The sequence below is a fragment of the Eubacterium sp. Marseille-QA0814 genome, assembly GCF_965119675.1.
GTDB lineage: Bacteria > Bacillota > Clostridia > Lachnospirales > Lachnospiraceae > Eubacterium_G.
Map to the genome: position 1 here is coordinate 1599781 of NZ_CBCPMG010000001.1, position 22765 is coordinate 1622545.

A 22765-nucleotide genomic window follows, 5' to 3' on the forward strand; every position below is an offset into this window, starting at 1 on the left:
AACTTCAAGGTAAATCGTTGCATAATTTATTTAGTAGATGTATGATATTTGCGTGAAAGACAATTAAATTAGGGTTGATATATACTAATACATTAATACATGACTTGATTCACCCTGGTTAAATTCAAGGAGGATTATTTATTATGGCAACTAAAAAGGGAAACACAATCAGTACAAAAGCAGCTGAAACTAAAACAGAACCAAAGCAGGTTACTGTTTCTTCAATATTCAACGCAGAAGCAGAAAAGAAAACTACTGCTAAAGCTACTACAGAGAAGAAGGTTGTTGCTACTGAAGCAAAAAAAGTTACTGAAACAAAGAAGACTACTGCAGAAGCAAAGAAAGCTACAGCTAAGAAAGCTGAAGAAACAAAAGCAACTGCTAAGAAGGTTGAAGAGCCTAAGAAAACAGTTACAAAGAAAGCTACAACAACAGAAAAGAAAGCTACTAAGACTACAGCTAAGAAAACAGCAGCTAAAAAGACTACTAAAAAAGAGTCAAACTTATATGTTCAGTTCCAGGGAATGGAATTTGATGCTAAGCAGATTGAAGAAGCTGTAAAGGCTGACTTCAAGGCAAAAAATAAAAAGAGAACAATAAATTCAGTTTCTATTTATGTAAAACCTGAAGATATGAAAGCATACTATGTTATCGATGGCATCATCGGTGATGTTGCTTTATAGGATTTAATTAAGAATCCATAAAAAATAGTTCCAAATGATATTGTTACATACAAAACAAATATCTTTGGAACTATTTTTTTGCAATTATTTTTTTAAAATTATTCTTTTTTTGTACCAGCTCATCTATAGTGGTACGTCTTCTATTCTTTGACGTTTTCTACAAAGTCATTTAATTTCTTTGCTAAAGCGTCTGCATCTAGTCCATGTACCAAACATGCTTCCTCTAAAGATTCTCCCTGAGCAGATGGACAGCCCACACAATGCATTCCCTCACTTAATAGAATTGGTATACATCCCATGTGAATGTCAATTATATCTGAAATAATCATATCTTTTGTTATTCTAGCCATTGAAATCCTCCATTACATCTTTTCAGGTTCAGGATAATCCTGACCGAAAGTTTCAACTGTAACTTTTTTCATTTTCTGTTCTTCTAAAGGCTTATCCATATAATCTGTTGCAACTGCTGCAATCTTATCAATAATATCTTCACCTTCTACAACTTTTCCAAAAGCTGCATACTGACCATCAAGATGTGGTGATGTTTCATGCATAATAAAGAACTGTGACCCTGCTGAATTTGGTTCCATTGTTCTTGCCATTGAAAGAACACCCTTTGTATGCTTTAAGTCATTTGCAAAACCATTATATGAAAATTCACCCTTAATAGAATATCCAGGTCCACCTACGCCTGTTCCCTGTGGATCTCCACCCTGAATCATAAAACCTCTGATTACTCTGTGGAAAATTACTCCATCATAAAAACCTTTGTTTACTAAGCTTATAAAGTTATTTACTGTATTTGGAGCGATTTCAGGATATAATTCAGCCTTCATTACGTCTCCGTTTTCCATTTCGATTGTTACTATTGGATTCTGTGCCATTTTTCTCGTTCCTTTCTATTAAAATATTCTAAGTGCCAGACTTTATATTGCCCTGACAACCATTTTCTTATTTTGTCCAAAATTAAATTTCGGATTTCTAAATATTCTAACACATTTATTTTCACAGTACAACTTGCCTCTTTTCCAATATGAAACTTGCCTCTTTTTCAATATAAAACGCGTCTTTTATTCTTAATAATGTAGCGCTTTTATGTACCGGCATAATTTACTTTTTCTTACATTGTATCGGTGCATATAGTAGCAAAAGATACATTCTTTTTTGTAGAGACGCACTTACTCAATAACTGTTTACATTTCGTGCAGAAATTCAGCTATAGGAACACGTATTTTACGTTGAAACAATTTTAGTTTTCTTTTTTACACCTTGTTCATAATTTCTTTACATCGAAAACACTCTTTTTTCACGTTTTCAAATTATTATATAAACATAAACAAAAGTTGCTATACATTTTGTTTATGTTTTTTCATAATTTTTTTGGATCGGATTTATCCGATTCCCTCCCTTTTTTATTATTAGAATATATTTGCGGAAAGGATGCAGAGATGCATCCTTTTTGCTGTCTAAAAAAAGACCACAGATTTGTTTTCAATTAATCTTCAAATGAACTCGCTCGCAAATGTTAGATTGTTATATCTAACTTCTTGTGAAAAATTCATTTCCAACAAATCTGTGATCTTTTACTTACGCCATATATTGTCTGCAAATAATATATGCCATGTATAAACAATAAATAAAGATTAGTAATATACCTTCTTTTCTTTCAATCTTCTTACTTGTAATTGCCACTACATAAACTATCACTGCCACAAGTAGTGCTACAACCGCATCAATCGCATTATTTAAAGTAACTGTTACAGGTGATATTGTAGCCGAAACGCCTAACACCAATAAAATGTTTGATATGTTAGAGCCAACTACATTTCCCACTGCCAAATCTGCTTCTCCTTTTTTAGCAGCAACGGCTGATGTAACAAGTTCAGGTAAAGATGTTCCCATTGCTACTACTGTAAGACCTACTAATGTTTCGCTCATACCTACCGCCAATGCAAGACTTTTGGCACAATCTACAACTACCTCTCCACCTACAACAATTGCTACTATACCACCAAGAATAAACCAAACACATTTGGACTTAGACATTAGAATATCTCCATCATCGCCCTGTGTTCTCTCTCTTAAAGCATAAGAAATTGTCCATGCAATAAAACCTACAAACAGTAACAACAATAATATGCCGTCTATTCGTCCAACAGACCCTACTGTAGCATTTCCGTTTGAAAATTTAAGCAAATTCACATTTCCGATTATATCTCCAAACCACAATGCATCTCCTAATAAAAATATCAATATAAGGGAAATTATGGCTAAAAATGGGAACTCTCTCTTCAATATAGACTGTTTCACCTTAATGCTTGCAAAAAGAGCTGTTACACCCAAAACCATTAAAAGGTTAAATGTATTTGAACCGTCAACATTACTTACTGCAATAGCATTAGAGCCTTTTGCTGAAGCAAATGAACTTACGGCAAGTTCAGGTAGCGATGTTCCCACCGCAACAATTGTAAGTCCCACTACAATTGATGGAACTTTCAATCTTCTGGCAACTGCCACGCTTCCATCTACGAAAAAATCAGCCCCTTTAATAAGGAATAAAAATCCTACTAATAACAATAGAATATCCAATATTACTTTCATCTTTAATTTTCTCTCCTTAATCCCACTTTTAATATTGCAGGCTTTTACTTATTATCTTTTTACGAATAAATACTATTCTATACAATTATGCAAAACAACGCAAGAAAAATGTAGTACGGGACATTTCTTGTTAAACAAAAAGAATGTCGCTTGCGGCATTCTACGCGCCTAGCGCGTGTTACTTTAGCAACATTTTTCATTTTGTGCTAGTGTGCATCCATAGCGGAACGTTTTTACGTAATAAGAAATTCTGAAAGAATTTCTTATTACATAAAAAGAGCTTGCGATAAAAATCGCAAACTCCTTTTGAGGTTTTATTATAAATAGTAATTATAATTCAAATACTAAATCACCGTATGTAGGCATTGGCCATTCTTCTTTTGGCATAACTACTTCAAGTTCATCAGCCGGTTTTCTAAGTTCAGCCATTGCTTCCATAACTTTATCTTTGTAAGCAACTGCAACTGCCTGTGCATCTCCTGCGTTTGCAGCTTTTTCTGTTACTTCTGACAAGTTCTTAACTGCCTTCTTCATTTCAGCTAATTTTGCTGTAGCATCTGCTAACATTTCTGCCTGAATTGTTGCATCTACACCAGCTTCTTTTACTGCTAAAACAGTATCTGCAAGTTCTTTTGTATATTTAACTGTTGCAGGAATAATTAACTTGTTAGCCATATCTACCATTGTTAATGCTTCAATATTTCTAACACCTGCATACTGTTCAAATAAGATTTCCTTTCTTGCTGCTAATTCAGCCTTAGAAAGAATACCAAACTTACCATACATTTCAATTGTTGTATCATCTAATAATGCAGGTATTGCATCAATAATAGATTTGCAGTTTGGAAGACCTCTCTTTTCAGCTTCAACCGGCCATTCTTCTGAATATCCGTTTCCGTTGAAGATAATTCTCTGATGTTCTCTCATTAACTTAGCTGTGTATTCTGTAACTGCTGTTTCGAAATCATCGGCCTTGCTTAACACTTCAACAGCCTTTTCAAACTGTTCAGCCATCATTGCGTTAAGAACTGTATTTACATCACCAATTGAGTTTGATGAAGCAACCATTCTAAATTCAAATCTGTTACCTGTAAATGCGAATGGTGATGTTCTGTTTCTATCTGTAGGATCCTTCTCAAGTTTTGGAAGTTTCTTAATACCAAAATCAATTTCTCCTGATGAAAGACTTGATGTAGCTTCACCATTTTTAATAATCTGATCTACAACGTCTCCAACCTGATCTCCTAAGTACATTGAGATAATTGCAGGTGGTGCTTCATTAGCTCCTAATCTGTGGTCATTACCTGTATTTGAAGCTGCTAATCTTAAAAGAACTGCATGTGTGTCAACAGCTGCCATTGTACAAGCTAATACTAACTGGAATAATGAGTTATTTTCAGGTTTTTTTCCAGGTTTAAATAAGTTAATTCCATCATCAGTTGTAAGTGACCAGTTGTTGTGCTTACCTGAACCGTTGATTCCATCAAATGGTTTTTCATGAAGTAAGCAAATTAAACCATGCTGTCTTGCTGTTTTCTTTAAAATATCCATTACTAAAAGGTTGTTATCTAAAGCAACATTTGAAATTGAAAAGATTGGGGCAATTTCAAACTGTCCTGGAGCAACCTCGCAATGTTCTGTTTTTGCTGTGATTCCTAACTTCCATAATTTCGCATCTATGTCTTCCATGAATGCTTTTACTCTTGGAGGAATTGCGCCAAAATACTGGTCGTCCATTTCCTGTCCCTTAGGAGCAGGTGCTCCAAATAATGTACGTCCTGAGTAAATTAAGTCAGGTCTCTTCAAATATTTTTCCTTATCCACAAGGAAGTATTCCTGTTCAGGTCCAACATATGAGTAAATTCTCTTTGTGTTTTCATTTCCAAATAATCTCATAAGTCTTACACCTTGCTTACTTACTGCATGCATTGCCTTAAGAAGTGGTGTCTTTGTGTCAAGTGATTCACCTGTATATGAGCAAAAAGCTGTCGGTATACAAAGTGTATCTTCTTTAATGTAAACAGGAGATGTAATGTCCCATGCTGTATATCCTCTTGCTCCACATGTTTCTCTAAGTCCACCTGAAGGGAATGAAGAAGCATCAGGTTCTCCCATTAATAATTCTTTTCCTGTAAATGTATTTTCAATTTTTCCATCAACTGGTACTGATGCAAATGAATCATGTTTTTCAGCTCCTACTGAAATAACATATGGTTGAAATACATGTGTATAGTGTGTAGCACCTTTTTCCAATGCCCATTCTTTCATAGCCTGAGCAACAACATCTGCCAAATCTTCTGTTATTTCTCCACCTTCATGCATAAGAGTTTTAACTCTCTCAAAATCACTTTTAGGTAAGCGAACTTTCATAACTGAGTCGTCAAATACGTTTTCTCCAAATACTTTTTCAATATTAACTCCCATAGTTTTCTGTTCCTTTCTCTACTAACATATTTCTTCCGCTATTTTAATTTACCCAAAAGAAAAAGGCACTTCTCCAAATATTCATTTTGAAGAACGCCCTTGTCCTTAATCTCATTCAGCGGTGAGGTCTCCCTCATTCGCAGACTAATTTACATCATATCTTTATAAAAATCAATAGCATCAAGGTATTTATCTAATTATTTAAACCTTTTTCTTAATTAAATTAAGTTTACCCCTTATTTTTACATATTTTTACAACTTTTGCTAATCTACTACCTCTTCTCCTCTATACATACAAACAATCTGTCTGTTGCCATAATCGTCTACACAGGTAGAGCACATTATAATCTTATCATCCACTCCCGGAATGCCATAATCAAATTTCTGACTGCTTTTTCCAGCTACTAAATTAATCCATTTTTGGAAGGCAACATCATCATCAAAGCCGTATTTATAAACATCTTCATTGTTATCTTTTGCAGTAAATGTTGAAAAAACATAATATAGATAATGTTTATAGCCAACGTATATGTCAAATATCTGGTGTGCCTTAGCAAACTTGCTCTCTCTAAAACTCATTAGTCCTTTAAACATTGAGCCGTCAAGCATGTTATGGCCGTACAAAATACACATTTTGCCATCAAGACCTGCCGTTCTATAGTCAATGAATATGGCACCGGCGCCATTTGATATTTTGTCTGAACCTTTTTTTAAATAAAAGTCATTATCACTATGTTCTACTATTGGATACTGTATTCTTGTTCCATCTAATTTAATGTAACCTCTTGCTTCATCGTTGTACTGCAACATTGCTTTGTAATTCCAAACCCATGTTGTAAGAGATGAAGAATATTCACTTTTATTTTTCTTTGTTTTAGTTTTCTTATTTTCAGTCTTCTGTGTGAACATTTTGTTTATTTCTGCATACTTTGCCTCATCCTCTTTGTAATTCAAATAAGAATCCGTAAGGCTGTATGATGCATAAATAAGCACTGCTGCCGCACACACTAAAGCAACATACCTGATAATGTTATAAGCTCGATTTGAAATTTTCAGTTTTTTGCCTGTCTTCTTTCTTTCAGTTATATCTTCGACATTTTTCTTATTAGTATTATTTGTTGTTTCATTCATATCTTCAATATTTTTCTTATCAGTATTATTTGTTGTTTCATTCATGTCTTCAATGTTTTTCTTATCAGCATTATTCTGTTGTTTTTTATTTAATTCATCTTTTTTCTTATCTCGATTTTCCACAGTTTTGTCTTCCTTCTAAATATACTTATTTAAGTATAAAATTATTAGCATAAAAAGGCAAGTATATCCATAGTGGAACGTTTTTTCTGTAATAGGAAATTCTTTCAGAATTTCCTATTACAGAAAAAAACAACCGGGATGTAACATCCCAGTTGTTTTTTAATAAAATATGTTATTTTATATTAATTATTCAGCTTTTCCTACTGAACCGAAAAGTTCCATCTTTTCTTTTACAGTTGCCTTAATAGCTTCTGCACCTGGAGCAAGAAGTTTTCTAGGATCGAATCCCTTTCCTTCTAAGTCTTTTCCAGCTTCAATATATTTTCTTGTTGCATCAGCAAATGATAACTGACATTCTGTGTTTACGTTAATCTTTGATACTCCAAGATCAATAGCCTTCTTAATCATATCTTCAGGGATACCTGTACCACCATGAAGAACTAATGGCATAACTCCTGTCTTAGCCTGAATAGCATCAAGAGTTTCAAAGCTAAGTCCTTCCCAGTTGTCTGGGTATTTTCCATGGATGTTACCAATACCTGCTGCAAGCATATCAACACCAAGGTCTGCTACTGCTTTACATTCATCAGGATCTGCACATTCGCCTCTACCGATAACTCCGTCTTCTTCACCACCAATTGAACCAACTTCAGCTTCAATTGACATATCCATGTTATGAGCTACTGATACTAATTCCTTAGTCTTTGCAATGTTTTCTTCGATTGGATAATGTGAACCATCAAACATAATTGATGTAAATCCAGCCTTAATACACTTGTAGCATCCTTCGTATGAACCATGGTCTAAGTGAAGAGCTACAGGAACTGTAATTCCTAATTCTTCATCCATAGCCTTAACCATAGCTGCAACTGTCTTAAATCCAGTCATGTACTTTCCAGCGCCTTCAGACACTCCTAAAATAACAGGGCTCTTTAATTCTTCTGCTGTTAAAAGAATTGACTTTGTCCATTCAAGGTTGTTGATGTTGAACTGTCCAACAGCATAGTGTCCTGCTTTTGCTTTTTCTAACATTTCTTTAGCTGATACTAACATAATGTACCTCCATATAATCTTATACTTTATTGTTAAATTTTAAACAACTAATTTTAGTATACCCCATTTTATCCTAATTGCCAACATTATTTTGCACTATTTTTGCACTATGTTACTTGTCGTTCATATTAGGGAACAAATGCGATATGTCCAAATAATCAGGGATTCCTCTCTGATATTTTACAACAGGTTCTCCTAAAATAAGAGGATATGCGTAATCTATAAATTCCTGAGTTACATCATTGCCTCTAGCGTTAATCCATTCTCTAGGCACATGTTTTACAAGACCTGCAACATTCTGTACAGGTGTGTCAGACATTGTAACACAATATGGATCGTTTGCCTTTCTAATGGCTGTAACCATAACACCTGTTTTTCCTTCTATGGAAATATTAATAGCATGTCTTCCTAATCTGAAAGCTTCTCCTATATCAGTAATAGATGACATATGGGCGGCGCTTCTTTGAAGAATGTTAATTTCAACAGAACGCACCTTAACCTGTATATTCTGCTTAATAATATATTCCAAACACTTGCCTGTACCACTAAGCTGGCTGTGACCAAATGTATCTTCCACTGCTGTTGTAGCACTAACGTACTTGCCATTTGCATCTTTTATACCTTCAGATACAGCAATTACAACGTTATTGTATTTCTCCATTGCAGCCTTAACGTCTTCAATAAATTCTTCTTCCACAAAAGGAACTTCCGGAAGATAAATTAAGTGTGGTGCAAAATTATATTTGTTTCTGGCTAATACTGATGCGCCTGTAAGCCAACCAGCGTCACGTCCCATAATTTCTACAATTGTAACACTTTTAATTGGGTAAATTGAAGTGTCATGACCTATTTCTAATAATGTAGATGCTACATATTTAGCGGCTGAACCGTACCCTGGCGTATGGTCTGTAACACACAAGTCATTATCAATTGTCTTTGGAATTCCAATAATTTTAATATTGTTTCCAATTGTCTTTGCATACTGACTTAATTTGTCTACAGTATCCATTGAATCATTACCACCAATATAGAAAAATGCATCTATTTCATATTCCTTAAATTTCTTAAAAATATATGCGTATGGTGCATCATCTTCCTCATAATGTGGGAGCTGATATCTACATGAACCTAGGTACATAGAAGGTGATTTCTTAAGTAATTCTATGAACATAGGTGTTTCCTCAACTTTTTTAGTCAAATCCATAAGTCGTCCATTTAGTAACCCCTGAACTCCATTAAGAGAGCCATATACTGTTTTAAACTCTTTGCTGTCAATTGCACCCTGTATAACACCGGCAAGGCTGGCATTAATAGCTACTGTTGGGCCACCTGACTGAGCAACTAAACAATTTCTCATTTGATTTCCTCCGATAAATTAATTCCATATAAGTATACCCCAGTTTTCACCAAAAACCAACATCAATATTTAGAACAACAGTCAAAAAATTGCATACCTTATTATTGTAAAATAAAAAAAGGATGTAAATAATGAATTGTACAATGAATAGAAACTGCAATTGCAGTGGCAATACTATGTCCGGTTGCGGTCGCTCATGCAACATGTCCGGTGGTAATCGTCCTAATAACATGTCGGGTTTTGGTTGTTCTAATAATGCTACGCAAGGTTGTGGATATTCCAATAATACTACGCAAAGCTGTGGTCCCTCAGGTAATATTTGTGGTTGTAAAAAAGCCGGCGGTTGTGGCTGTATGAAAACTGACGGTTGCGATATAGGCACAGAGCATGTGGACCATATGGCTCCCGGTATGTGTTATGTTCCATGGCAGAAATGGGAAGACATTTATTCTCCAGAAGAAGGATTTGCCAGAGGCACAATATTTGCTCAACTTGACAAGTCATATATAGGAAGGAAGTGTAAATAATGAAATGCGATAAAAAATCATTAATGAAAATTATTACTCAAACCAGTTTTGCACTTGACGACACAAGACTGTTTTTAGACACACATCCCAACTGTCAGGAGGCTATCATGTTTTATAACAAGGTGCAAAAAACAAGGGAGAGTGCATGGCGAGAATATGTTGATAACTTTGGTCCGCTTACTTTTTACGAAGTAAATGATGAAGATTACTGGCAATGGAATAAAGGCGATATGCCTTGGGAAGGAGGTAGTTGCTAATGTATGTATATGAAAAAAGACTGCAATGCCCTGTTAATATAAAAATAAGAAATCCTCAAACTGCCCAGTTCATACTCAGCCAGTATGGTGGTCCTGACGGTGAGGCTAGCGCAGCGTTCAGATATATGTCTCAGAAATTCACTTTTAAAAATCCTAGAGTTGCAGGACTTTTAAATGATATAGCATGTGAAGAACTTTCACACCTTGAAATAGTGGGAACTATCGTTCACCAGCTTGTTAAGGACTTACCTTGCGATGAAGTTGACACAGCCGGATTTGAAAAATACTACGTGGATCATACTCTTGGCGTATGGCCTCAATCTGCCGGTGGTGTGCCTTTCACAGCTACTGAATTCCAGTCATCAGGAGATCCTATTGCTGACTTAGTAGAGGATATGGCTGCCGAGCAGAAAGCAAGAAAAACATACGATAACATTTTATCTTTGGTAAAAGATTGCGAAGTTGCTGATCCAATTAAATTTTTAAGAAAAAGAGAAATCGTTCATTTCCAAAGATTTGGTGAAGCTCTCAGAATGGTTACTGAAGAAATGGATAAAAAGAATTTCTACGCAGTTAATCCTAGCAGTTGTATAAAAAGATAAGCTATAAATTAATTTTTAAACTATAAACTGCATAAAAAGATAAGTAGTAAATTAACTTTCAAAGTCATAAGATGTATAAATATAACGGTACAATCTAGTTTAAGTTCATATTATATGAACTATAACGGTTCTAAGTTTTGCGTTTCAGTAAAGCTTAGAGCCTTTTTTTATTGCACAAAAAAACCACATGAACTTAATCATGTGGTTTAAAACTGGCCCACAAGGATTCGAACCTTGAAAATGCTGGAGTCAGAGTCCAGTGCCTTACCATTTGGCGATGGGCCAATGTCTCGCGACAGAGAATATATTATCACAATGTCGGAAACAATGCAAGCACTTTTTTTATTTTTTTTCTTGTCCTGCTAAATAATTTGCAAATTGCTGTGCTGTTCTACCTGAAATTCCACCATGGCTAAGTTCCCACTTGTTTGCTTCTGCCTTGATTTCATCATCAGAGAGCTCAACGCCTAAACGTCTACACAACTGAATTGCAATTTCAAAATATTCTTTTTGACTTGGTTTGGAATAATTAATTGTCACACCAAATCTGTTAACCAATGATAATTTTTCTTCCATTGTATCTGATTTGTGTATACCATTATCAACCTGAACATCGCTTCTGTCGTTCCATGTTTCTTTTATTAAATGGCGTCTGTTTGATGTAGCATATATTAAAATATTTTCAGGTTTTGTTTCCACGCCACCTTCAATAACAGCCTTTAGGAACTTATATTCAATTTCGAATTCTTCAAATGATAAATCATCCATGTAAATAATAAACTTGTAGTTTCTGTTTTTTATTGCTGCTATTACATTAGATAAGTCCTTAAACTGATGCTTATATATTTCAATCATTCTAAGGCCTTTGTCATAATACTGGTTGACAATAGCCTTAATACTTGTTGACTTACCTGTACCGCTGTCACCAAATAGAAGGCAGTTATTTGCCTTTCTCCCTTCCACAAAAGCTTCTGTGTTATCAACAAGCTTTTTCTTTTGAATTTCATAGCCAACTAAATCATCCAGCATTACCTTATCCATATTATTAATTGCATGGAATTTGAAAGGAACTGTATCCGTTATTCTGAATGCCTTATTCAAGCCAAACATTCCAACACCATAATCCTTATAGAAATTTGTAACATGCTCAAAAAATTCTTTTTCATCTTTTGACTGTTCAAGCTTCTTACTTAATGTTCTTACTTTTTCGCTTACATTTTTGTTATACATTAATTCAGGTTTTCCAATTGCCTTATAATTTGATAACTGTTTAAAACAATCAATTCCTAAATCTTCTTCCATCGATGCAAAATCATAGTCGAATAAAGCTTTAAACTGCTTAAAATCATTTTCAGCAAAATGATTTACACTTCCATTATTTGCACCAATTTTTTCACAAGTTAAGCTAAAAGGATTTTCATCTGTTATTAACAAATATGTAAGATAATTGTGCCATAAATTATCATCAAAGCCATAATCTGTTGACACTTCTAAAATTCTTTTAACCTGACAATATAATTCGGTGATAATTTCATCTTTCTTATAATCTGTTTCCTTATATTTTCTTATAATATCACTCAATTTCATTAAAATTGAATCTTTATCCATATCACCATATATAATTAATTTTGATACAATATTATACATTTCTTCGCCTCATTCTTTTCTATTGATTTAGATATACTTCTCTCTATTATTTATACAAAATGCATATGTGCATATTAATTTTTCTGCCCATAAATGCATATATATATATCCGTTTATAAATTTGTGCATTTAAAGTAATAGAGGTCAGCATACGCCGACCTCTTTACACTAATACGCATCTTCGCAAATACGTACATATTAAACTGCTATTTATAGACTTCCGTGGAATGTTCTACTAATAACATCATCCTGCTGTTCTTTTGTTAACTTAATGAAGTTTACAGCATATCCTGATACACGGATTGTAAGCTGAGGATATTTTTCTGGATGTTTCTGAGCATCTAATAATGTATCTCTGTTTAATACATTAACGTTAAGATGATATCCTCCTTCTTCTGCATATCCGTCTATTAAAGAAACTAAATTATCAACCTGTTTTGCACTTGCTGCCATTTCAATTACCTCCTATTTCTCTTTTTCTAATAGTTTAATTCTGGATTCTTTGAATCCTTCAAGCACTATTTTCTTTGCAGCCATTGCCATCTCTTTTGTGGCTGGCTCTATATTTTCCAATGGATATTCAATGCCTAGTTCCTTGTACTTTTTCTTTGCCATATCATGGTAAGGCAAAATATCTAATGCTTTTACCATCTTTAACTGACCAATAAAAAGTCCAAGTTCATATAAATATTTCTTATTAATAGTTATATGTGGAACTACAACATGTCTTATCCAAATCTTTATACCTTTTTTATCTAAGTAACGGGCAAAGGCTAAAATATTATCATTTGGCTGTTTACATAATTTCTTATGTTCTTCCGGATCAATATGTTTGATGTCCAGCATAACCAAATCCGTTACCGCCAGTAGTCTGTCTACCTTTTTCAGATATTCCGGATCGTCAGGTTTAAAAGTTACACCTGACGTATCCAGACAGGTATTAATTCCTCTTCGGTGTGATTCTTCGAACAGTTCTGTTAAGAAGTCTATCTGTACCATTGGTTCTCCACCTGTTGCAGTAATTCCACCGGTTTTATAAAAAGGACGTTTCTTCTCATACTGTTCAAGAATTTCATCTACTGTCATCTCTGTCCCACCAGCCATTGACCATGTGTCAGGGTTATGACAGTATGCACATCTCATAGGACATCCCTTAAAGAAAACTACAAATCTTACTCCTGGTCCATCTACTGTTCCACAACTTTCAATTGAATGAATTATTCCTGTTGTCATTCTGAATTTCCTCTATTTATAATAATTACTGCTGTAATTTGATAAGATCATCAATGTCTAATCCTAAATCATCAGCATCTAAATCACCTGTAAATACCTGGCAATCCTTACCAAGAGCATCTGGAACTACTGTAAATGTATCTGAGATACCATCTCTAGCGTTTTCAAATGGAATCTTAGCAACTGATGCAAGTGATGATACAGCACCGTGTGTATCTCTACCATGAAGTGGGTTAGCACCTGGTGCGAATGGCTGTCCAGCCTTTCTTCCGTCAGGTGTGTTACCTGTATTCTTACCATATGTTACGTTTGATGTAATAGTAAGAATTGACTGTGTAGGAACACTGTCTCTGTATGTGTAGTTCTGTCTTAAGTAACCCATGAACTTGTCAACGATCATTACTGCAAGACTATCTACTCTATCATCATCGTTACCATATTTAGGGAAATCTCCCTCTACTTCGTAATCTACTACAAGACCATCTTCGTCTCTGATAGCCTTAACCTTAGCATACTTAATAGCTGAAAGTGAGTCAGCTACTACTGAAAGTCCTGCAACACCTGTTGCGAACCATCTCTTAACGTGAGCATCATGTAATGCTAACTGAATTCTTTCGTATGAATATTTATCATGCATGTAGTGGATAATGTTAAGAGCGTTTACATATACTCCTGCTAACCACTTCATCATGTCTTCATATCTATCCATTACTTCATCATAATCAAGATATTCTGCTGTAATTGGTCTGTACTTTGGTCCTACCTGTACTTTTGTCTTTTCATCAACACCACCATTGATAGCGTATAATAAACATTTAGCAAGGTTTGCTCTAGCTCCGAAGAACTGCATTTCTTTACCAATTCTCATTGGAGATACACAACAAGCGATACCATAGTCATCACCATTGTACTGTCTCATTAAGTCATCGTTTTCGTACTGAATTGATGAGTAATCAATAGAAATCTTAGCACAGTACTTCTTGAATTCTTCTGGAAGTCTTGTTGACCATAAAACTGTTAAGTTTGGTTCTGGAGCTGCACCTAAGTTTTCTAATGTATGAAGATATCTGAATGATGTCTTTGTTACCATGTGACGTCCGTCAATACCTACACCACCGATTGATTCTGTAACCCAAACTGGATCACCAGCGAAGATTGAGTTGTATTCTGGAGTTCTTGCGAACTTAACGCATCTTAACTTCATAATGAAGTGATCGATGAATTCCTGAATCTGTTCTTCTGTAAATGTTCCGTTTGCTAAATCTCTCTGAGCGTAGCAGTCGATGAATGTTGATGTACGTCCAAGTGACATAGCTGCACCATTCTGTTCCTTAACTGCTGCTAAGTATCCAAGGTATAACCACTGAATAGCTTCCTGTACGTTCTGAGCTGGTCTTGAAATATCAAATCCGTAAATCTTACCTAATTCTTTTAATTCCTTAAGAGCTCTAATCTGTTCTGAATATTCTTCTCTATCACGGACAACGTCAGGTCTCATTTCTGTTGGTGTAGAAGCCTTCTGTGCTTCCTTGTCAACGATAAGTGTATCAACACCATATAAAGCAACTCTTCTGTAGTCACCGATGATACGTCCACGTCCGTAAGCATCAGGAAGACCTGTTACGATATGGTTTGTTCTACATGTTCTGATTTCTGGTGTGTAAGCATCGAATACACCAGCGTTATGTGTTTTTCTATAATTTGTATAAAAGTCTACAACTTCAGGATCTACTTCATATCCGTTGTCGCTACAAGCCTTCATAGCCATACGGATACCACCGTTTACCTGTAAGCTTCTCTTGAAAGGCTTATCAGTCTGGAAACCAACGATAGTTTCTTTGTCTTTATCTAAATATCCTGCACCATGTGATGTGATTGTTGATACAACCTTTGTATCCATATCAAGAACACCACCAGCTGCTCTTTCTTTCTTCTGAAGATCAAGTACCTGATTCCATAAATCTGTTGTGTTCTGTGTTGGTCCTGCTAAGAAGCTGGCATCACCATCATATGGTTCGTAGTTCTTCTGGATAAAATCTCTGACGTTGATTTCTTTTTCCCAAGCGCCGTTTTTGAATCCTTTCCATTCTTCTCTCATCTCTTTTTTTCCTCCTAAAAATAAATGTAAAGCTTAATAATTTATTTAGTGAATGACTAACGAAACGTAAGTAAATCTTCTACGGTCTTTCTCTTTGGAGCAACCGGTTCTTCAGCAGGGTAACCTACAGCAACTAAAGCCATAAGTTTCTGTCCTTCTGGAACTTCTAAGATTTCTTCTGCCTTGTTAATGTCATACAAGCCCATTATAACTGTTCCAAGACCTTTCTCATGAGCTGCCAAACACAATGTCTGTGTGGCAATTCCATTATCAAATGCCTGCCAGTTATCTTCACGAACAGTAGAATAACTACCGTCTCTTTCAAAACCTGAACGCTTATCAACAATTGTAGTTGCAATTATTGCAGGTGCCGCATTAATATTCTTCTGATTAAAAGGATAATCCTTGCAGCCTTCCTCTGCCAATCTGGCTTTGACTTTAGGGTCCGTTATGGCAATATAACGGGTAGTCTGTGTGTTTTTCCAAGATGGAGCAAATGAAGCAGTTTGTACTATATCTTCAAGAACATCTTTTGTAACTTCCTGTTCCTTAAACTGTCTAATGCTTCTTCTTGTTTTTATGCATGTAATAGTATCCATAAGTTCACCTCCATTATATTCTAGTTAGTATAACGTGATAACTTAATGACTTGTGCGTCGAATAAACGCAATAACACACATAAAACGTCATTTTCACTAACTGTGAATAATATAACACTTTATAAATGGTTTTGCAATCATAAAACGATGAATATTTTGTTAATGCAAATTTCTTTTTTTCACTATGTAAATAGTGCAAAATACTTCAATAAGTGTTAGTATTTCTGCATATGCTTACTTTACAATTTTAATTATAAATATTTTATTTTTTATTTCTGTTGCAATTGCAACTTTTTTATTTTTTTGTTATATTTTTTCTATATAAATTTTGTAAGATTATACATAATTATTTAGAATAATTATTCACGTTAATGTATTTTTATGAGGTGATTTATGGAAAAAAGTAAACTTTTTTATAATATAAGCGAAGAATCTCAGACTTCAATGATGCATTGTTTTCATTCAACCACGAAAAAGTATTCTAACGGCGAGATTATTTCCTTTTTTGACAGCGATAATAAAGGCATTGGTATAGTTGAAAGTGGTTCAGCATGCGTAGTCGACATTCTTCCTAACGGTTCCAGAACAATTTTAGAGAATTTAAATGAAGGGGATATTTTTGGCGGACTTTTTTATTTTCATGTTCCCAAAGACACTATTACTGTTGAAGCCACTGATTCATGTTTAATCAGATACATTGATTACGAACATTTAATAAAACGTTGTGAAAAAGCCTGTGCACACCACAGCCAACTGGTAAGTAATGTTTTGTTAATGATTCAGGACAAGACCAAGCAAATATGTGAGCATTTGGAAGTTCTCAGCCAACGTTCCATTAGAGAACGTATTCTATGCTATTTTGAAATCCTGGCAAGACAAAATAATTCCAAAACTTTTGAATTACCTTTTACCAAAAGTGATATGGCAGACTACTTGTCCGTAGACCGAAGTGCCATGAGCAGAGAATTACAGAAAATGCGAAAAGATAAGCTTATAGAAGTTTCAAAAAGAAAGATTACATTATTATAGAAAGTTTTTGTATAAGCATTCAATTGTGTATCCCTAGGGAAACATTTCTTATTAAATAGAGAAAAGATTCTACATGTTCTAATTTAATCAAATTATATCAGCATTAGATTTTTCATTCTAATTTCCTGATACATTTTATAAATTTAAGAACTAAGTAGAATCTTTTCTTTATTATTAGTACGTCTTCAACTTACTTTTTAAATATTTAATTTTATCAGCATGTCTTCAACTTACTTTTTAAATATTTAATTTTATCAGCATGTCTTAACTTACTTTTTATATACTTGATTTTTATCAGTTTGTCCTCAGCTTAACTTTGTATATTTTTATCAGTATATGTTAAGCTTAACTCTTTGTTTTTCGATTTTATTTTAAATCAATTGACTTAACTTCATCTTTTTCAGGGAATATTGCATTAAGTATAATTCCTACTAAAGCTGCAACTGCTAAACCTGAAAGGCTGATTGTTACACCATCGACTGTAAATGTTGCTGCACCTGCGTCACTAAAGTTAATTCCTAAAGCACATACAAATATTATTGCCGAAACAATTACGTTTCTTGACTTCTGGAAATCAACTCCGGCTTCAACTACGTTTCTTACACCGATTGCTGCAATCATTCCGTAAAGGATAAATGAAATACCACCAACAATTCCCATTGGCATAGCATTGATTACTGCTGCGAACTTAGGGCAGAATGAAAATACAATTGCAATATATGCTGCAATTCTTACAACTCTTGGATCGTATACTTTTGATAAAGCAAGAACACCTGTGTTTTCTCCGTATGTTGTATTTGCAGGTCCACCGAATAATGATGATAATGATGTTGCAAGTCCGTCACCGATTAAAGTTCTGTGAAGTCCCGGATCATTGATATAATCTTTTCCAACTGTTGCTCCGATAGCACAAATATCACCAATATGTTCCATCATTGTTGCAATGGCAATTGGAATCATTGTTGTTAATGCTGTTGTGATTTTTGCTGTGTCAGCATAATCTACACCACCAAAAATTGTCTGGCTCCAGTCAATAGGGAAACCTATCCAAGCTGCTTTTGCAATATAGTCTGTGTCAATTGGGGTAATCCAGCTAACACCAAATCCGTTACCGAAAATCAAAGCGATTAAATATGCTCCAACTACTCCTAATAAAATAGGAATAATCTTTGTCATTCCTTTTCCCCAAATATTGAAGAAAATTACAATTGCTAATGCAATAATAGCAAGTGGCCAACATGTTACACAGTTATTTAGTGCTGATGGTGCTAAGCAAAGACCAATTGCAATAATAATAGGTCCTGTTACAACAGGTGGGAATAATTTCATAACTTTCGAAACACCTATTAACTTAATACATAATGCAAGCACTAAATACAGCAAGCCTGCAAAAACTACACCTAAACATGCGTATGGTAACATTTCTAAATTTGCAGAACCATCTTTTGCCATAGGTGCTACTGTTGCATATCCGCCTAAGAATGCAAATGATGAGCCTAAAAATGCAGGAACTTTAAATTTTGTTAATAAATGAAATAATAAAGTTCCAAGACCTGCCATTAAAAGTGTTGTTTGAACATTAAGTCCTGTTAAAAGTGGTACTGTTACTGTTGCCCCAAACATGGCAAACATATGCTGAAAACCAAGAACGCCCATTTTGCCATAACCTAATTTTCTTGCATCATATACCGGCTCCCTACCGACATTGATTTTTTCTTTTGACATTGTCAAAATCCTCCCTTATACATTTTGTCATTGGTCATATTCCGTTTCCGTCCTAAAATACCTTAAACGGTTCAATTCTATCAAAATACAATTACTATTTCAATATAATAATTTAAGGATTTAATCTTATATAATTAGGATTTAATCTTATATAATTAGAATTTAATTTTATAATAACAATTTAGATTTAAGCTTACTAGGGATGCTCTTTTTGATTTTTCTTTTATTTTGCTTTTACTTCCAATGTAAATGATGAAGATGTCCTTCCATCTGCATTCCTGCAAAATTATTTTGTCTTAAACTTTCGTATAAAACAATTGCCACTGAATTTGCCAGATTCAAAGAACGAATTTCAGGATTCATTGGGATTCTGATGCACTGTTCTTTGTTGTCTACCAAAATTTCTTCAGGAATTCCTGCACTTTCTTTTCCAAACATAATGTAATCATCCGGGCCAAATTCCACATCTGAATATCTTTTTGGTGCTTTTGTAGTTGCATACCAGATTTTTGCATTTGGATTCTGCTCTACAAAATCGTTGTAGCAATCATAAATTGTAACATCCAAATCGTCCCAATAATCCATGCCTGCTCTTTTTAATGATTTCTCGTTAATTCTGAACCCCATTGGTTCTATAAGATGCAACTTTGTGCCTGTGGCACAACATGTTCTTCCTATATTTCCTGTATTTTGTGGGATTTCAGGTTCTAATAAAACAACATTCATATATTCTTCTCTCCAACATTATTTTGACTAATGCACACTTTCATTTGTAATAAGAATTTTTAGTTTGCAGTAATTAGTCATCTAATTAATCATTCTTCTGTTCCTGCTCTAGTCGCTTAACAAAGTCTTTTACTCGTACTATTGCAATTTTTAAATTTTCTAAAGAATATGCATAAGATATTCTAAGGAAGCCTTCGCCACAGTCACCAAAAGCTGTTCCTGGAACAACTGCCACTTTCTCTTCCTCCAATAATCTTGTTGCAAACTCTTCAGATGTCATGCCAAATTTCTTTATGCTAGGGAAAACATAAAATGCTCCGTATGGTTCAAAGCAATCTAAGCCCATCTCCCTAAATTCGTATAAAAGATATCTTCTTCTGTGATTATATGCTTCGCACATTTTTTCAACATCTTTGTCGCCATTTCGTAATGCATCTACTGCTGCGTACTGGCTCGTTGTTGGTGCACACATTATTGCAAACTGGTGTATCTTAAGCATTTGTTCTAAAATCACCTGTGGGGCAGCTGCATATCCCAATCTCCAACCTGTCATTGCATATGATTTTGAAAAACCGTTAATTACAACTGTTCTTTCTTTCATTCCAGGCATCGATGCAATTGACACATGCTTATCCTTATATGTAAGTTCCGAATAAATTTCATCAGACAAAACAAAAATGTCTTTTTCCACGCAGACTTTTGCGATTTCTTCTAAGTCTTCTTTCTCCATAATTGCACCTGTTGGGTTATTTGGGAAAGGCATTACAAGCATTTTTGTTTTATCAGTAATAGCGTCAAGCAATTCCTGCTTTGTAAGTCTGAACTCGTTTTCTTCTTTTAATTCAATAATTACAGGTACAGCGTGAATAAGCTGTGCACAAGGAACGTATGAAACATAACTTGGCTGTGGTATTAACACTTCATCTCCTGGATCAAGCATGGCTCTCATGGCCAAATCAATAGCTTCACTACCTCCTACTGTAACCATTATTTCGTGATTGTAGTCATATTCTACATTTATTTTTCTTTTTAAATAGTTTGATATCTCGATTTTTAATTCTTTCAATCCTGCATTGGATGTATAGAATGTTCTGCCTCTCTCTAAAGAGTAAATACCTTCTTCTCTTATATGCCATGGGGTATCAAAATCAGGTTCTCCAACACCTAGAGAAATTGCATCTTTCATTTCACTAACAATGTCAAAGAATTTTCTAATTCCCGATGGCTTAATATCAGTCATTATTTTTGACAATGGGTCTCTCATTATGGTGTCACCAATATCCTTTCTTCTTTGTCTTCTACAAGAATTGTTCCATAATCCTTGTATTTTTTAAGTATAAAATGTGTTGCTGTGTTTAATATTGAATCAAGAGTTGAAAGTTTGCTTGTTACAAACTGAGCAATTTCCTTCATTGTCTTTTCTTCAATAATTACTGTGAAGTCAAAACCACCTGACATTAAATATACTGCCTTAACTTCGTCATATCTCATAATTCTGTCAGCGATGTCATCAAAACCTGTTCCTCTTTGTGGTGTAACCTTTACCTCAATTAAAGCTGTAACTCTGTCTTCGTTAGTCTTTTCCCAATCTATCATAGTGTAATATCCGCATATTACTTTTTCTTTCTCCATGTCCGCTATGGCATTGGCGACTTCTGCTTCCTCCATACCTAACAAAATCGCGGCCTCTTTAAGATCGATTCTGCTTTTGTTTTCAATTAATCTTAAAATTTCTTCTCTCTTGCCTTCTTTCATGCCATAATCTCCTTTACTAAAAAATTTGTCGTACCTTGCCATTATACAACAAATTACATATATAAACATAGACTTTTATTTATATTTTTTTGATTTTTTTTAACATCATATATACAAATCAATAAAATAGCTTTACTTATACCTTTGGAAAACTTCTTCTAGCTGGTTATGTCTTGGTGGCTCCAAAAACCTTCTCTCGTCACCATGTACAACCACTCTATCGTTTCCGTCAGTGATTTTTCCAATAACATTTGCATAAAATCCATTGTCATTTAGCAATGCAGCTAACTGGGTTCCATTTTCTGTAACAAAAAGCACAGCCCCTGTGCCGTCAACCAGATAAGGATTGTAATCAAACAATTCTGCGATCTCAACTGTCTCCTGCCAAACAGGAATCTTTTCAAGTTCTATCTGGATGCCTTTATCTATGGCAGATGCTAATTCCCACGCACTTGAGAAAACGCCTCTATCTCCCACACAATGTGCAAACTTGCAATGTTCTTTCCCGCAATATTTAACCTTAATACTTTTCCCATCACATCGTGCCTGTTCGCCTTGTTCTTCCGTATAGGATACATTCTTGCCATCTGATTCCAGCACCGCATCCATGATTGGTTTCACATCTGTAAAATCACTTATTTCCAAGCAATCATCCACAAACTTAGCGTTAAACTTTTCTTTTATTTGGTTCAAATATTTTTTCGTCATTATTGATGTGGCACCAATTGCAATTGTGCCTGCCATAACTACTTCCATGCCCGGTTTTATATCTGAGGTGGACCATGTTTTTTCTGCTACGCCTAATACATTTATATGAACCATAGGTTCTGTAATGTCACTAATGTAAGTTTTGCATTGCATAATTTGTAACGAATGCATTTGGGCACTTTCATTAAAATTACGTACCATTCGTCCCAGTTGTTTTTCAGGAAACTCTTCCGGTATTGTTATTTCCAACTGAAGGTATTTAGGCGTGCCGCCCGCCACATAAATTTCATTTATTGATTTTTGAACGTAGAACTCTTCCGCGCCTTTAAACCAGCTTAATATAAAATTAGAAGACATTACTGCCGTAACATCTTCTAACTTAATATATGACGCATCTACACCCACTTTTATTCCCTCAGTTTTGTCAGTAACTTTTTTTAAAACTGAACGCTTATAAGCGATTTCGGAAATTTTTTCTGTTTTCATA

General features: G+C 34.6%; 22 protein-coding genes and 1 tRNA gene. 5 read left to right on the forward strand and 18 right to left on the reverse strand.

Features of this window, described 5'->3' with window-relative positions; translation table 11 throughout:
- Window positions 1-143 precede the first annotated feature (143 nt).
- Window positions 144-683, forward strand: coding sequence for a DUF6465 family protein (locus ACQY63_RS07465; protein ID WP_428244970.1), 540 nt, complete (start codon window positions 144-146; stop codon window positions 681-683).
- Between the two features lie 140 nt (window positions 684-823).
- On the opposite strand, the gene ACQY63_RS07470 is transcribed toward ACQY63_RS07465, so the two are convergent.
- The 7 genes from ACQY63_RS07470 to ACQY63_RS07500 all read right to left on the reverse strand — a co-directional run bounded on the left by ACQY63_RS07470 (window position 824) and on the right by ACQY63_RS07500 (window position 9372).
- The gene (locus ACQY63_RS07470) at window positions 824-1033 is read right to left on the reverse strand and encodes a DUF1858 domain-containing protein (RefSeq protein WP_022166269.1); all 210 of its coding nucleotides are present in this window, start codon (window positions 1031-1033) and stop codon (window positions 824-826) included.
- A gap of 12 nt (window positions 1034-1045) precedes the next feature.
- Complete coding sequence (locus ACQY63_RS07475) at window positions 1046-1567, reverse strand: peptidylprolyl isomerase (protein WP_022166270.1); 522 nt, start codon at window positions 1565-1567, stop codon at window positions 1046-1048.
- A gap of 703 nt (window positions 1568-2270) precedes the next feature.
- Window positions 2271-3284: a calcium/sodium antiporter gene (locus ACQY63_RS07480; RefSeq protein ID WP_022166271.1), complete on the reverse strand. Its 1014-nt coding sequence runs from the start codon at window positions 3282-3284 to the stop codon at window positions 2271-2273.
- A 330-nt stretch (window positions 3285-3614) separates the two neighbouring features.
- Window positions 3615-5708: a glutamine synthetase III gene (locus ACQY63_RS07485; protein WP_412623082.1), complete on the reverse strand. Its 2094-nt coding sequence runs from the start codon at window positions 5706-5708 to the stop codon at window positions 3615-3617.
- A 264-nt stretch (window positions 5709-5972) separates the two neighbouring features.
- The gene (locus ACQY63_RS07490; protein ID WP_302689748.1) at window positions 5973-6962 is read right to left on the reverse strand and encodes a class B sortase; all 990 of its coding nucleotides are present in this window, start codon (window positions 6960-6962) and stop codon (window positions 5973-5975) included.
- A 186-nt stretch (window positions 6963-7148) separates the two neighbouring features.
- Window positions 7149-8015: a class II fructose-1,6-bisphosphate aldolase gene (fba, locus tag ACQY63_RS07495; RefSeq protein WP_022166274.1), complete on the reverse strand. Its 867-nt coding sequence runs from the start codon at window positions 8013-8015 to the stop codon at window positions 7149-7151.
- 112 nt (window positions 8016-8127) lie between these two features.
- A complete protein-coding gene (locus ACQY63_RS07500) occupies window positions 8128-9372 on the reverse strand; it encodes a 6-phosphofructokinase (protein ID WP_117999411.1) in 1245 nt (414 codons plus the stop codon).
- A gap of 131 nt (window positions 9373-9503) precedes the next feature.
- Here ACQY63_RS07500 and ACQY63_RS07505 point away from each other — a divergent pair, with 131 nt between their 5' ends.
- From ACQY63_RS07505 to ACQY63_RS07515, 3 genes are read left to right on the forward strand one after another with little or no spacing between them, the layout of a single operon-like run.
- The gene (locus ACQY63_RS07505) at window positions 9504-9899 is read left to right on the forward strand and encodes a spore coat associated protein CotJA (RefSeq protein WP_302689750.1); all 396 of its coding nucleotides are present in this window, start codon (window positions 9504-9506) and stop codon (window positions 9897-9899) included.
- Window positions 9899-10156, forward strand: a complete 258-nt coding sequence (locus ACQY63_RS07510) for a spore coat protein CotJB (protein ID WP_022166277.1) — start codon at window positions 9899-9901, stop codon at window positions 10154-10156. The genes ACQY63_RS07505 and ACQY63_RS07510 overlap by 1 nt, the downstream gene beginning before the upstream one ends.
- A complete protein-coding gene (locus tag ACQY63_RS07515; RefSeq protein WP_117999410.1) occupies window positions 10156-10758 on the forward strand; it encodes a manganese catalase family protein in 603 nt (200 codons plus the stop codon). Before ACQY63_RS07510 ends, ACQY63_RS07515 begins: the two co-directional genes overlap by 1 nt.
- Window positions 10759-10970: 212 nt before the next feature.
- On the opposite strand, the gene ACQY63_RS07520 is transcribed toward ACQY63_RS07515, so the two are convergent.
- The 6 genes from ACQY63_RS07520 to ACQY63_RS07545 form a co-directional block, all read right to left on the reverse strand.
- Window positions 10971-11043, reverse strand: a tRNA-Gln gene (locus tag ACQY63_RS07520).
- 57 nt (window positions 11044-11100) lie between these two features.
- Entirely contained in the window at window positions 11101-12405 is a 1305-nt protein-coding gene (locus tag ACQY63_RS07525) for an ATP-binding protein (protein WP_022166279.1), read from the reverse strand.
- A gap of 210 nt (window positions 12406-12615) precedes the next feature.
- Window positions 12616-12858, reverse strand: a complete 243-nt coding sequence (grcA3, locus tag ACQY63_RS07530; protein ID WP_022166280.1) for an autonomous glycyl radical cofactor GrcA3 — start codon at window positions 12856-12858, stop codon at window positions 12616-12618.
- Between the two features lie 12 nt (window positions 12859-12870).
- Entirely contained in the window at window positions 12871-13638 is a 768-nt protein-coding gene (pflA, locus tag ACQY63_RS07535) for a pyruvate formate-lyase-activating protein (protein ID WP_428244971.1), read from the reverse strand.
- Between the two features lie 25 nt (window positions 13639-13663).
- Complete coding sequence (pflB, locus tag ACQY63_RS07540; RefSeq protein ID WP_022166282.1) at window positions 13664-15736, reverse strand: formate C-acetyltransferase; 2073 nt, start codon at window positions 15734-15736, stop codon at window positions 13664-13666.
- Between the two features lie 56 nt (window positions 15737-15792).
- Window positions 15793-16335, reverse strand: coding sequence for a nitroreductase family protein (locus tag ACQY63_RS07545; protein WP_022166283.1), 543 nt, complete (start codon window positions 16333-16335; stop codon window positions 15793-15795).
- Window positions 16336-16728: 393 nt separating this feature from the next.
- Between ACQY63_RS07545 and ACQY63_RS07550 the strand changes: the two genes are divergently transcribed.
- Window positions 16729-17364 carry a Crp/Fnr family transcriptional regulator gene (locus tag ACQY63_RS07550; protein ID WP_022166284.1) on the forward strand — a complete coding sequence of 212 codons (636 nt, stop codon included), beginning with the start codon at window positions 16729-16731 and terminating at the stop codon, window positions 17362-17364.
- A 366-nt stretch (window positions 17365-17730) separates the two neighbouring features.
- On the opposite strand, the gene ACQY63_RS07555 is transcribed toward ACQY63_RS07550, so the two are convergent.
- The 5 genes from ACQY63_RS07555 to ACQY63_RS07575 form a co-directional block, all read right to left on the reverse strand.
- Window positions 17731-19089, reverse strand: coding sequence for a uracil-xanthine permease family protein (locus ACQY63_RS07555; RefSeq protein WP_428244972.1), 1359 nt, complete (start codon window positions 19087-19089; stop codon window positions 17731-17733).
- Window positions 19090-19323: 234 nt separating this feature from the next.
- Entirely contained in the window at window positions 19324-19815 is a 492-nt protein-coding gene (locus ACQY63_RS07560) for a tRNA (cytidine(34)-2'-O)-methyltransferase (RefSeq protein ID WP_022166286.1), read from the reverse strand.
- Window positions 19816-19900: 85 nt separating this feature from the next.
- The gene (locus tag ACQY63_RS07565) at window positions 19901-21079 is read right to left on the reverse strand and encodes an aminotransferase class I/II-fold pyridoxal phosphate-dependent enzyme (RefSeq protein ID WP_022166287.1); all 1179 of its coding nucleotides are present in this window, start codon (window positions 21077-21079) and stop codon (window positions 19901-19903) included.
- Complete coding sequence (locus ACQY63_RS07570) at window positions 21079-21570, reverse strand: Lrp/AsnC family transcriptional regulator (RefSeq protein WP_022166288.1); 492 nt, start codon at window positions 21568-21570, stop codon at window positions 21079-21081. Before ACQY63_RS07570 ends, ACQY63_RS07565 begins: the two co-directional genes overlap by 1 nt.
- A 132-nt stretch (window positions 21571-21702) precedes the next feature.
- Entirely contained in the window at window positions 21703-22764 is a 1062-nt protein-coding gene (locus ACQY63_RS07575; protein ID WP_428244973.1) for an AIR synthase-related protein, read from the reverse strand.
- Between the last annotated feature and the right edge of the window lies 1 nt (window position 22765).